11 protein-coding genes are annotated in these 12,315 nt (G+C 69.5%); 3 read left to right on the top strand and 8 right to left on the bottom strand.

The window, feature by feature from the left end; genetic code table 11:
* Positions 1-15 precede the first annotated feature (15 nt).
* Positions 16-348 carry an iron donor protein CyaY gene (gene cyaY, locus OV207_RS25035; RefSeq protein WP_193347870.1) on the top strand — a complete coding sequence of 111 codons (333 nt, stop codon included), beginning with the start codon at positions 16-18 and terminating at the stop codon, positions 346-348.
* Here cyaY and OV207_RS25040 read toward each other — a convergent pair.
* The 6 genes from OV207_RS25040 to secA form a co-directional block, all read right to left on the bottom strand.
* Positions 336-1,331, bottom strand: coding sequence for a diguanylate cyclase (locus OV207_RS25040; protein ID WP_267557659.1), 996 nt, complete (start codon positions 1,329-1,331; stop codon positions 336-338). The two genes, cyaY and OV207_RS25040, sit on opposite strands and share 13 nt — an antisense overlap.
* A complete protein-coding gene (gene frr, locus OV207_RS25045) occupies positions 1,331-1,885 on the bottom strand; it encodes a ribosome recycling factor (RefSeq protein ID WP_120537644.1) in 555 nt (184 codons plus the stop codon). Before frr ends, OV207_RS25040 begins: the two co-directional genes overlap by 1 nt.
* 42 nt (positions 1,886-1,927) lie before the next feature.
* The gene (gene pyrH, locus OV207_RS25050) at positions 1,928-2,674 is read right to left on the bottom strand and encodes a UMP kinase (RefSeq protein WP_193347868.1); all 747 of its coding nucleotides are present in this window, start codon (positions 2,672-2,674) and stop codon (positions 1,928-1,930) included.
* A gap of 190 nt (positions 2,675-2,864) precedes the next feature.
* Positions 2,865-3,518 (bottom strand): translation elongation factor Ts, encoded by a 654-nt coding sequence (gene tsf / locus OV207_RS25055; RefSeq protein ID WP_193347867.1) that lies wholly within the window; start codon positions 3,516-3,518, stop codon positions 2,865-2,867.
* A gap of 173 nt (positions 3,519-3,691) precedes the next feature.
* The gene (gene rpsB, locus OV207_RS25060; protein ID WP_193347866.1) at positions 3,692-4,675 is read right to left on the bottom strand and encodes a 30S ribosomal protein S2; all 984 of its coding nucleotides are present in this window, start codon (positions 4,673-4,675) and stop codon (positions 3,692-3,694) included.
* Positions 4,676-5,021: 346 nt separating this feature from the next.
* Entirely contained in the window at positions 5,022-7,850 is a 2,829-nt protein-coding gene (gene secA / locus OV207_RS25065) for a preprotein translocase subunit SecA (protein ID WP_267557660.1), read from the bottom strand.
* Between the two features lie 587 nt (positions 7,851-8,437).
* Here secA and rlmM point away from each other — a divergent pair.
* Positions 8,438-9,472 carry a 23S rRNA (cytidine(2498)-2'-O)-methyltransferase RlmM gene (gene rlmM / locus OV207_RS25070; RefSeq protein ID WP_267557661.1) on the top strand — a complete coding sequence of 345 codons (1,035 nt, stop codon included), beginning with the start codon at positions 8,438-8,440 and terminating at the stop codon, positions 9,470-9,472.
* A gap of 46 nt (positions 9,473-9,518) precedes the next feature.
* On the top strand, positions 9,519-10,223 hold the full coding sequence (locus tag OV207_RS25075; RefSeq protein WP_267557662.1) for a GGDEF domain-containing protein: 705 nt from the start codon (positions 9,519-9,521) through the stop codon (positions 10,221-10,223).
* 89 nt (positions 10,224-10,312) lie between these two features.
* Here the strand turns inward: OV207_RS25075 and OV207_RS25080 are convergent, their stop codons facing one another.
* Both OV207_RS25080 and OV207_RS25085 read right to left on the bottom strand, forming a co-directional pair.
* Positions 10,313-11,230 carry a M23 family metallopeptidase gene (locus tag OV207_RS25080; RefSeq protein WP_193347863.1) on the bottom strand — a complete coding sequence of 306 codons (918 nt, stop codon included), beginning with the start codon at positions 11,228-11,230 and terminating at the stop codon, positions 10,313-10,315.
* A 227-nt stretch (positions 11,231-11,457) separates the two neighbouring features.
* Positions 11,458-12,255, bottom strand: coding sequence for a Stp1/IreP family PP2C-type Ser/Thr phosphatase (locus tag OV207_RS25085; protein ID WP_193347862.1), 798 nt, complete (start codon positions 12,253-12,255; stop codon positions 11,458-11,460).
* Between the last annotated feature and the right edge of the window lie 60 nt (positions 12,256-12,315).

The raw sequence follows: 12,315 nt of genomic DNA on the forward strand, positions 1-12,315 counted from the left end.
TCCGGGAGCGCGGCCATGATGGACGAAGCCCGCTACAACCCGCTCGTCGCCGCCGCCTTCAAGCGCATCATGGCGGCGGCGGATGCCTTCGACCCGGACGTGCTGGAAGCCGACAGCACCGGCGACATGGTGACGCTGACGTCCAGCTCCCGTGAGAAGTGCATCATCAACACCCAGCGCGCCGTCCGGCAGCTCTGGGTGGCCGGCCAGGGCCAGGGCATCCACTTCGACTACGACGACGCCACGCGCACCTGGAAGGACGACAAGGGGCGCGGCCTGGAGCTGTTCGCCTTCGTCGCCGGCGTCGTGAAGCACCTCACCGGCCAGGACCTCGTCTACCCGTCCTGAGCGCCGGGCCCCGCCTGGGCCACCACCACGCTGTCGCCTCCGCCCGCCTGGGCCCGGCGCAGCGCGTCCCCCGCCTCCTTCAAGAGCCCCCCGAAGCTGAGGCCCGCGCCCTGCGTGAGCGCCTTGGCGCCGCCGGCCGGGGGTTCGGACACCGCCACGCCCACGGACGCCGTGGCGCCCGGCAGGGCCTTCAGGGACGGCATCCGCTCCCGCAGCCGCTCCGCCACCACCCGGGCCCCGGAGCGGGGCGTGTGGGGCAGGAACACCACGAAGCGGCTGTCCGCGAAGGGCACCACCACGTCGATGTCGCGCACCCCCGCCGTCAGCAGGCCCAGCGCCTCCGCGAGCAGCGCGGTGCGCGCCGGGGGCGCGAGGCTCAGGGTGTGCTCGGTGAAGCGGTCCACCTCCACCAGCAGCAGGGAGATGGGGTAGCGGTAGCGCCGGCTGCGCTTCACCTCCATCAGCAGCAGGCGCTTGAGGAAGTCGAAGTCCGGGGAGCTGCTCACCGAGAACAGGTCCGTGCGCGAGGCCCGCCGCTCCGGGAGGCCCCCGGGGCGGGCCGGGATGGCCACGGCGGGCGCGGGTGGAGCGGCGGCATCCGGGGTCAGGGCGCGCGCTCCGGCCTCCGCCAGGCGCAGCACCAGGCTCACGCACGTCACGACGGTGCCGCGCTTGAGGGGGCCCACCAGGCACCCCTCCGCCCCGGCTCCGGCGGCGCGGGTGTCCGCGTGCTCCTCGTCCGGCGGGTACACCAGCAGGACGGGCAGCCGGGAGCCCTTCTGGCGCAGCTCCTGGCACAGCGCTTCTCCGTCCACGGGAAGGCTCGCGGACGCCACGAGCACTCCCGGTGGACGGTCCTGCAGCAGGCGGCGCGCTTCCGCGGCACCGCCCACCCAGGCCACCTCGTGGCCGGCGCCCTCCAGGAACCTGCGCAGCGTGCTGGCGACAGGGGCGGACGGCTCGGCCAGGAGGATGGTGGCCATCAGACCTTCAGGACCTCTTTTTCCTTCTCCGCGAAGATGGTGTCGACCTGCTTGATGCCCGCGGCCGTCTTGTCTTCCACGTCCTTGGTGAAGCGCTTGAGGTCGTCCTCGGTGATCTTCTTGTCCTTCTGCTGCGTCTTGAGGGCTTCCAGGATGTCGCGGCGGTGGTTGCGGATGGCCACCTTGTGGTCCTCCGCCTTGGTCTTCACCTGCTTGACGATCTCCTTGCGGCGCTCCTCCGTGAGCGGCGGGAAGGGCAGGCGGATCATCTCCCCGTCGTTCATCGGGTTGATGCCCAGGTTCGCCTCGCGCAGGGCCTTCTCGATGTCCTTCAGGACGCCCTTGTCCCACGGCTTGATGGTGATGAGCCGGGGCTCGGGCGCGTTGATGCTGGCCACGCCGGCGAGCGGCGTCGGCGTGCCGTACTGGTCCACGCGGATGCCGTCGAGGATGGCGGTGCTCGCGCGGCCGGTGCGCACCTTGGCCAGCTCCCGCTTGAGGTCTTCCAGCGTCTTGTCGATACGAGGCTTCAGTTCCGCGACGGTGTCAGCCATTGCAGTCTCCTCCAGAAGCTTGGTTCAGCCCTGCTCGGGGTTTCAGGCCCAGACCGTCTCGGCGGCGCCGACGACGGTGCCAAACTCACCCTGCTGCCCCATGACGGCGCGCTGGATGTTCCCGCGCGTGCCCAGGTCGAACACGATGATGGGCAGCTTGTTGTCCATGCACAGCGAGATGGCCGTGGAGTCCATCACGTTGAGGTTCTGCTTGAGGACGTCCATGTACGTGAGCGTCCTGTAGCGCCGCGCCGTGGGGTCCTTCTTCGGGTCGGCGTTGTAGACGCCGTCCACCTTGGTGGCCTTGAGGATGACCTGCGCGTTGATTTCCATCGCGCGCAGCGACGCGGCCGTGTCGGTGGTGAAGTAGGGGTTGCCCGTGCCCGCGGCGAAGATGACGACGCGCCCCTTCTCCAGGTGGCGCACCGCGCGCCGACGGATGTAGGGCTCGGCGATCTGCTCCATCTTGATGGCGGACTGCACGCGCGTCTTCAGGCCCTGCTTCTCCAGGGCGTCCTGCATCGCCATGGAGTTGATGCAGGTGGCGAGCATGCCCATGTAGTCCGCGCTCGCGCGGTCCATGCCTTCCGTCGCACCCGCCACGCCGCGGAAGATGTTGCCCCCGCCAATGACGACGGCCAGCTCGATGCCCGCCTGGGACAGCTCGGCGATTTCTTCAGCGATGCGCGTGAGGGTGGGAGGGTGGATGCCGTACTTCCCCTCGCCCATCAGGGCTTCGCCCGAAAGTTTGAGGAGGATGCGCTTGTAGGGAGAGGTGGATTCGGACATACGCGACCGCTTCTATCCCCCGCCCCGCGCCCGATCAACGACGGAAGTCGTCCCGCGCCCCGCACCGTCCGCTGCCGGGCGTCCGGCCGCCTTGGTGGGGGCCAGGAATACGAAGGGCCGCGCCCCGGGAGCCTCCCCTGAGGGAAACCCACGAGCACGCGGCCCTGGATGCGGCGGGACGAAGGGGGCTTTACGCCTGGCCCAGCGTCTTGGCGACCTCGGCGGCGAGGTCTTCCTTCTTCTTCTCGATGCCCTCGCCCACTTCGAAGCGGACGAAGCGGCGCACGGAGACCTTCTCGCCAATCTTGGCGGCGCGCTCGGTGATCATCTCACCGACCTTCTTCTTGTCGTCCTTCACCCAGAGCTGGTCCACGAGGCAGACGCCCTCGTAGTACTTCTCCATCTTGCCCACGAGGATCTTCTCCAGCATGGCCTCCGGCTTGCCCTGCTGCTTGAGCAGCTCGCGCTGGATCTCCTTCTCCTTGTCCATCGCGTCCTGGGGGACCTCCTCGCGGCGCACGTACTTGGGGCTGGCCGCGGCGACCTGCATGGCCACGTCCTTGGCCAGGTCCTGGAAGTCAGGGTTGCGCGCGACGAAGTCGGTCTCGCAGTTGACCTCCACGATGACGCCGATGCGGCCGCCGTGGATGTAGCTGGTGACGATGCCTTCGGCGGCGACGCGGCCTTCCTTGCCGGCGGCGCGCGAGATGCCCTTCTTGCGCAGCCACTCCTCGGCCTTCACGAAGTCGCCCGCCGTCTCCGACAGGGCCTTCTTGCAGTCCATCATGCCCGCGCCGGTCCGCTCGCGGAGGTCCTTCACCATCTGGGCGCTGATCTCAGCCATGTGCGTCTCTCTCTATCTTCTGCTCCGAGCACGGCGGCGTGCGCCGTGGGCGGAAGCCATGAGTTCAGGGGGTACCGCTGGAACGAAAAAACGGAGACGGCCGGACAGCGGGCCTTGGAAGGTGCCGCCCGGCCGACTCCGGAAGCTGCGGGGGAAGCGAAGGACAGCGGCGACTACTCGGCCGCCGGCGTCTCGCCACCCTCGGCGGGGGCCGCGGGCTGCTCGGCGGCGACGGGGGCGGCAACGCCCTTCATCTCCACGAGGGGGCCACGGCGCTCGCCGCCACGGTCTCCACCACCACCCCGGCGGTCATCGCGGTCGCGGCGGTCGTTGCGGCGGGGACCCCGGCGATCATCGCGGTCGCGGCGGTCATCACGGCCCTCACGCTCCTCCTGCTCGTCGCGCTCGGCGGCGCCGGACGCACGGTAGCGCGCCGCACCCTCAAGGCACGCGTCCGCGATCTTCGACGTGAAGAGCTTGATGGAGCGGATGGCGTCGTCGTTGCCCGGGATGACGAAGTCGATGCCGTCCGGATCGCAGTTCGTGTCCACCAGGCCAATCACCGGGATGCCCAGGCGCGTGGACTCGTGGATGGCGATGTGCTCCTTCTTCGGGTCGATGATGAAGACGCAGCGGGGCAGCTTCGCCATGTCCTTCACGCCGCCCAGGTTCTTCTCCAGCTTCTCGCGCTCGCGGTCGAGCTGGGCGACTTCCTTCTTGGGCAGGCGCTCGAAGGTGCCGTCCTCGGCCATCTTCTCCAGCGTCTTGAGGCGGTCGATGCCCTGCTTGATGGTCTTGAAGTTCGTCAGCGTGCCACCCAGCCAGCGGCTGGTGACGAAGAACTGACCGGCGCGCGCGGCCTCCTCGCGGATGACGTCCTGCGCCTGCTTCTTGGTGCCCACGAAGAGCACCGACCCGCCACGGGCCGTGATGTCCGCGACGAAGCGGAAGGCCGACCGGGCCATCGTCACGGTCTTCTGCAGGTCGATGATGTAGATGCCGTTACGGGCACCGAAGATGTAGGGCTTCATCTTCGGGTTCCAGCGCTTGGTCTGGTGGCCGAAGTGGACGCCGGCCTCGAGCAGCTGGCGCATCGTGATGCCGCTCGCGGCGGCCATCGCCTGGGCCTGCGTCTGCGTATCCTGCTGGGTTTCCATGGTGCTTTGTTCCTTCCGGTTGTGTTCCGCCACGCGCGTTCTGGAGTTCCCGGCCCTGGCCCTTCCACCTGGAGGGGCACCGGAGACCGGCACGCGCGTGTGAGTAGTGGGTGCTTCGACTGCCTTCGGGCGTACGGCCCTGCCCCTTCATAACGGGGCGCGGCGTCCTTAGCAGAACGCTTGAGAGGGGCGCAAGCTTCAGCACCCGGCCCTTCCGGGTTCTCCCCGTCCAGGCCCGCCCCCCTCCCCTGCGGCCGGCCAGGAAGGCGACCGGCGCGGCCCCCGCTCCCCTTGCCAGGGAGGGCGACCGCGCCGGAGGGCGCTGCTTCAGGGCTTCAGGCGGGAACTAGGGGTTGGCCTCGTTGGCGCCGTGGCACTTCTTGTACTTGCGGCCGCTGCCGCAGGGGCAGGGGTCGTTGCGGCCCACGCGGGGGGCGTCCGAGGCGGCCTGGGCGGCGCGCTGGGCGACGGGCGTGGCGGTGGCCTCTTCAATCTTCCCTTCGGCGTTCGCGCGGCCCTCCACGGCCTTCTGCTGCTGCTGGGCGAGCTGCCGCTGGATGCGGGCGGTCTCCTCCGCGGCGTTGGAGGCGGAGCGGGCCTGGACGCGCATCATCTGGCTGACGAACTGCGTCTTGATGGCGGAGAGCATCTGGATGAAGCCCTGGTAGCCCTCCTTCTTGTACTCCTGCTTCGGGTCCTTCTGGCCGTAGCCGCGCAGGCCGATGCCCTGGCGCAGGTGGTCCATGGCCAGCAGGTGGTCCTTCCAGAGCTGGTCGATGGTGGCCAGGTACCGGTACTGCAGGAAGCGCATGAAGTCTTCGCTGAACTCCTGCTCGCGGGCGGTGAAGACCTTCTCCGCCGCCGCGTAGATCTGCTCCTGGAGCTCGTCGCGGCTGCCCGTGCCCTCGAAGTTCATCTCCAGGTTGAAGGACTCCTTCACCGCCGCGGACAGCGACGTGATGTCCCAGGTGTCGGAGCTGCGCGTGGGGGCGTAGGTGTCCGTCAGGGACACGACCACGTCCTCCACCGCGTCCAGCACCATCTCCCGGAAGTCCGCCCAGGTGATGACGCGCTCGGAGCGCGTCTTGACGCGGGTCTTCAGGTCCTCTTCATACTCCACCAGCGGGATGCCGGCACCCGAAGCGAGCACCTGGCGGCGCAGCTTGTAGATGGTGCGCCGCTGCTGGTTCATCACGTCGTCGTACTCGAGCAGGTTCTTGCGCTGGTCGAAGTTGTGGCCTTCGACCCGCTTCTGCGCGCCCTCGATGGCCCGCGACAGCCAGATGTGCTCGATGACCTCGCCCTCTTCCATGCCCAGGCGCTCCATCAGCGTCTGGATGCGCTCGGACCCGAAGATGCGCATCAGGTCGTCTTCCAGCGACAGGAAGAAGCGGCTGGCGCCCGGGTCACCCTGGCGGCCGGCGCGGCCACGCAGCTGGTTGTCCACGCGGCGGGACTCGTGGCGCTCGGTGCCGATGATGAAGAGGCCGCCCGCGGCCATGACCTCCGCGCGCTCCTGCTTCGTCAGCTCCTCGTTCTTCGCCTTGGTCTCCGCGAAGCGCGCCTCCCAGTCCGCCATCGCGGCCTGGTAGGCGGTCATGTCCACCGGCTGGCCATCCTGGGACTCGGGGGGCTCCGGCGGCGGGCCCATGGCGCTCTTGGTCATCACCTCGGCGTTGCCGCCCAGGAGGATGTCCGTGCCTCGGCCGGCCATGTTGGTGGAGATGGTGACGGCGCCCTTGCGGCCGGCCTGCGCGACGATGTCGGCTTCGCGCTGGTGGGCCTTGGCGTTGAGGACGTTGTGGGGCACGCCGCGCTTCTTGAGGAAGTTGGCGACCACCTCGCTCTTGGCGATGGACACCGTGCCCACGAGCACCGGCTGCCCCGCCTTGTGCAGCTCTTCAATCTGCGCGGCGACGGCCTCGAACTTCTCGCGCTCCGTCTTGTAGACCACGTCCTGCTCGTCGCGACGCACCGCCGGCCGGTTGGTCGGGATGACGCGCACGTCCAGGTTGTAGATCTTCGCGAACTCCTCGGCTTCCGTGTCCGCGGTGCCCGTCATGCCGGACAGCTTGGAGTACATGCGGAAGTAGTTCTGGAACGAGACCGTGGCGAGCGTCTGGTTCTCGTTCTCAATCTTCACGCCCTCCTTGGCCTCGATGGCCTGGTGGAGGCCGTCCGACCAGCGCCGGCCCGGCATGAGGCGGCCGGTGAACTCGTCGACGATCTGCACCTCGCCGTCCTTCACCACGTAGTCCTTGTCGCGCTTGTAGAGCGTGTGCGCGCGCAGGGCCTGCTCGACGTGGTGCAGGGTTTCAATCTCGCCCGGGTCGTAGAGGTTGCCGACGCTCAGGCGCTTCTGGAGCTTGTCGATGCCGTCGTCGGTGAGGGCCACCGCGCGGTGCTTCTCATCCAGGGTGTAGTCCTGGTCCGGCACGAGGCCCGGGATGACCTGATCCACCCGGTAGTACTTGTCGGTGCTGTCCTCGGTGGGCCCGGAGATGATGAGCGGCGTGCGGGCCTCGTCGATGAGGATGGAGTCCACCTCGTCGACGATGGCGTAGTTGAGCTCCCGCTGGACGTAGTCCTGCAGACGGAACTTCATGTTGTCGCGCAGGTAGTCGAAGCCGAACTCGTTGTTCTGCCCGTAGGTGATGTCCGAGCGGTACGCCTCCTGGCGCTGCTTGTCGGACAGCTCGTGGAGCACGCAGCCCGTCGTCATGCCCAGGAACTTGTAGACGCGGCCCATCCACTCCGCGTCGCGGCGGGCCAGGTAGTCGTTCACGGTGACGACGTGGACGCCCCGGCCGGACAGCGCGTTGAGGTAGGAGGGCAGCGTCGCGGTGAGCGTCTTGCCTTCACCGGTGCGCATCTCCGCGATGCAGCCCTCGTGCAGGAAGATGCCGCCCACCAGCTGGACGTCATAGTGGCGCTGGCCGATGATCCGGCTGGACGCCTCCCGGGTGAGCGCGAAGGCCTCGAAGAGCAGCTCGTCCAGGGGACGGCCGTTCTGGATCTCCTGCTTCATCCGGGCGGTCTCGCGCGCGAAGTCCTCGTCCTTGAGGGCCTTCATGCGGGGTTCCAGCTCGTTGATGCGAGCAATCTTCAGTCGGGCCTTCTTGAGCTCGCGCTCATTCTTCGTCCCGATGAGCTTCTTTAGCGTCCATTCAATCATGTTGGCTCTCTCGCCGGAGAATCCTCGAAGGAAGGCGGCGAGTGAAGGGAATTCCCAGGAGATGTAAGGGAGAACCAGACCAAAACCACGCGCGCCCCCCGAAACTTCCTCTCGGCTGGCCGCCCGGCGCGCGGTGGCCCAGAGTAAAGCGGAACCGAGTCCACGCAATGTCCCCTAAGCAGATTCAACGTCCCCGCGCCGCCAAGACTTCTGACGGACGCTCCTCCCCGGGCCCCCGCCGACCAGGCGCCCCCTCCCGTCCCGGCAAGCCGTCCCGCTCCGGGCCCCCCTCTTCCGGCTTCAAGTCCGGCCCCAAGGCAGGCGCCAGGGCGGATGGCAGGCCCGGCCCCAAGGCGGGCGCCAGGCCCGGCTCCCGGCCCGGCCCCAAGCCACATGGCGCCCGGCCGGGCCCCAACCCCGGGGCCGGCAAGCCCAGGCCCGGCACCAAACCCGGCCCCGGCGCCAAACCCGGCCCCGGCGCCAAACCCGGCCCCGGCGCCGGCACGAAGCCCCGCGCGGGGGGCCCCGGACGCTCGGCCCCCGCCCCCACCGCCTCCCCGGCGCCGCGCATCCCACCTCGGGCGCGTGTGCCCCCCATCCCCGCACAGACGCTCGCCGCCCAGCCGGGCCGCTGGCTGTGGACGTGCCGGGAGGGCTTCGAAGCGCACCTCTTCGAGGAACTGGTCTGGGCCAAGGCCGGCCCGCGCATCCTGGGCCCCGCCCTGGTGGAGTCCGAGCACCGGCCGGACGTGCCCCCGGCCTTCGGACGGGCGGCGGAGAAGGTCATCGCCACCTGGGCCCCGGCGGGCGGGGCGCAGGTGCCCGTGGAGGACATCGTGGACGCCCTGTCCGAGCTGCCCACCCGCGTGCCCTGGCTCCTGCGCGCCTTCACGCCGGACAGCGAGCGCGGCAACACGCAGGCCGGACGCGCCGAGGCCCTGGAGGCCGCGGTGCGCGCGGCGCTCCACCCCAACCGCCTGCTGGACGACGACAACCGGGCGAAAGAATCGGGCGCGCTGCTGGTGGGCCTGTGCGTGGCGCCGGACGGCGTGCTCATCCTGGGCGCCGTGAGTGCCCGGGAGGCCCTGTCGCTGGCGCCGGGCGGGCGGCGACGGATGAAGCGCGCGGGCGAGTCTCCGTCCCGCGCGGCGATGAAGCTGGAGGAGGCCCTGGACGGCCTGCCGGACGAGCCGGGGCGCGGCGACGTCTGCGTGGACCTGGGCGCGGCGCCGGGCGGCTGGACGCAGCGGCTGGTGGCGCGCGGGGCGCGGGTGGTGGCGGTGGACCCGGCGAAGCTGATGCCGGAGCTCGCGAAGAACCCCCGCGTGCAGCACGTCCAGGAGAGCGCCTTCGCCTACGCCCCGGAGGAGCCCGCCGACTGGCTCTTCTGCGACATGGCGTGGCGGCCCCAGGAGGTGGCGCAGCTGTTGGCCAAGTGGGGGCGCCGGCGCTGGGCCCGCAACCTGGTGGCCAACATCAAGCTGCCCATGAAGGACAAGAACCCGCTGCTCCTGCGCGTGCGGCAGATCCTCGTGGACGACGGGGGCTGGGAGGGCCTCACCGTCCGTCAGCTGTACCACGACCGGGACGAGGTGACGGTGACCGCGCGACGCATGCGCTGAATGCGGCCTGCGCCCGGGCGGCGTCCGCGCTACACACCCGGGCACGATGCCCTATTCCATCGACGATCCCACCGCCACCGCCCTCGTCGCACTCCACCCCCGGGCCGCCCGGCCCGGGCACGCGGACGAGGCGCCGCAGGCGGCCGCCCAGGAGCTCATCGCCACCGAGCAGCGCCGGCGCGGCCAGCCGGATGCCACCGGGGCGCTGCACGTGCTGGCCCTGACGCAGGGGACGCTCCTCAAGGAGGAGTTCGACCTGTCCACGCACGCGCACCATGACGGCTGGCGCGTGGGCGCCGTCATGGTGGACGTGAAGGAGATGATCCACTTCAACGCGCGCTTCGGCTTCCCGGCCGGGGACGCGCTGCTCAAGGCCATCGTCGCCTCGCTCGCGGCGCAGTACCCGGCCTCCCGCATCGTGCGCTTCCAGCCGGACGGCTTCGCTGTGCTCCTGCTGCCCACGTCCCAGCTCACCGTGCGCGAGGACGGCGCGGACACCACGCGCGCGCGGCTGACGGAAGACCTGCGCCCCACCCTGCCCCCGGGCGCCGCGCCCACCGACGTGCCGGGCTTCACCGTGGCGCTGCTGGAGCTGACGGTGCACCAGCCGTCGCATTGGCAGGTGCTGGGGCCGCTCTTGTGGGCGGAAGTGGAGCGGGCCTACATCATGGAGCGCACCGGGCGGACGCACGGCCTGCAACGCCGGCACCTGCGCCTGGATGCGTTCCTTCCGGAGCCGAAAGGAACCTGAAGCTCCGGCAGGGACTCCGGGGCGGGTCGACAGGGCTCGGACAGCGCGAGCCCCGGACCGCCTTCCCCGGGTGGACGACGCCTCGTGGACTACTCTTCGAGGATGAACTTGCGCGGGTTCTGCGGCACGCCGTTCACGCGCACCTCGTAGTGCAGGTGCGGACCGGTGGAGCGGCCCGTGTTGCCCACCGCCGCCACCTGGGCGCCGCGCTTCACGCGGTCGCCGGCCTTCACCAGGATCTTGGACAGGTGGCCGTAGCGCGTCTTGATGCCGTAGCCGTGGTCGATGACGAGCACGTTGCCGTACCCGCCCTCCAGGCCCGCGAACACCACCGTGCCGTCCGACGGCGCGGTGACTTCCTTGCCGTGGGGGGCCGCGATGTCCAGGCCCGCGTGCGTCACCCGGTCCGCCGTGTACGGGTCCAGGCGCTGGCCGAAGTCGCTGGTCACCCAACCGCGCGCCGGCCACACCGACGGCGTGGAGGCCAGCAGCGACTTCTGGTCCTGGAAGTAGGCCTGCAGGTCCTGGAGGCTCAGCTCCTGGCGGGTGGCCTCCGCGGACAGCCGGTCCAGGCGGCCCAGCAGCACCTTGGGCGTGTCGGTGGTGGTCAGCTGCGTGAACTGGGTGTCCGTCGTGGGCGCCGTGGTGCCGGCCTCCGGCTCCGTGGGGCCCATGGCCAGGTTGCGCTGCGGGTCCGACAGCAGCGTCACCGCGCGCAGCTTCTGGTCGAAGCGCTCCACCCGGTCCAACGTGGAGCCAATGTGCTCGATGCGCTCACGCACCGACTTGAGCTGGGAGCGCAGCGTGAGGTTCTCCTCACGCAGGATGCGGTTCTCCGAGGCGTCTGCCGCGACCTGCAGGTAGTGGATGCTCGCACCCGCGCCCAGCCCCGCCACCAGCATCAGGCCCATGCCCACCTGCACCAGCCAGGAGCGCTGGATGGTGTAGCGCTTCACCGGAGCGTCGTGGTCCGGGATGACCATCAGCGTGAAGGACTTTTTGGCCACGGACCACTCCTGGAGAAACCCTGCTCTTACGTGGGACTTCCGGCGCCAGAAGCTAAGTCGCTCCGCGCACGCGCAACACCTCTCCCGCCGACCGCCCCCCCTGCACCGTCACCCACTGGCGTTTTGCCGTGGATGGAAAGGTTGGGGCAGCTATCATCCGACTTCGAAGAGTGTCAAGGTCAACAGAGGCCGGGTGCGCCCCACCGCACCCGGGTCGAGGGCGGACTTCAGCCGCCCATGCGCACGACGATGACGCTGATGTTGTCGTCGCCGCCACGATCATTGGCCAGGTCGATGAGGAGCTTGGGCACCTCTTCAAAGCTGCCGGCACGGGCCACGGCGTCGTGGATCTCCCGGTCCTCCAGCATGTTGGCCAGGCCGTCGGAGCAGAGCAGGAACACGTCACCGGGCTCGGACACGAGTCCCATGACGTCCACCTGCACCTCCTCCTCGAAACCGACGGAGCGGGTGATGATGTTCTTGTAGCGGGAGTGCTTCGCCTCCTCGGGGGTGATCATCCCGGCCTTGATCTGCTCGTTGACCAGGGAATGGTCCTCGCTGATCTGCTGGATGAGGTCGCCGCGGATGAGGTACGCGCGACTGTCGCCCACATGGGCGAAGAAGGCGTGCTCGTCGCGGACCACCAGGGAGATGACGGTCGTTCCCATCCCGGAGAGCCGCGCGTCGTCCTGGGCGGTGAGGTAGATGGCCTGACAGGCCTTCTCCACCGCGGAACGAAGCGCCTCTGGAATGGGCGACTCCTGGAGGTTGGGAACACTGACGAAGGGATTGTCTCGCCCTTCGCGCGCGCGCCTCAACTCCTTGTCGATGGTCTCGACGGCGATGCGCGACGCGGTACCGCCACCCGCGTGCCCACCCATTCCGTCCGCCACGACGTAGAGCTGGAGCTCATCGTCAATGAGGAAACTGTCCTCGTTGTGATTGCGCTTGCGCCCGACGTCCGTCAGGCCAGCGGAGATGACTTTATGGCGGGGGGCCGCGGTCTGCCCTGCGGTGCTGGACACGCGCCGGATGCTATGTGAGCCCCAATGAGGGGGCAAGGACGCGGACGAAAACTCACGCTG

Origin of the sequence: Corallococcus sp. BB11-1 (assembly GCF_026626625.1) — a bacterium.
GTDB lineage: Bacteria > Myxococcota > Myxococcia > Myxococcales > Myxococcaceae > Corallococcus > Corallococcus soli.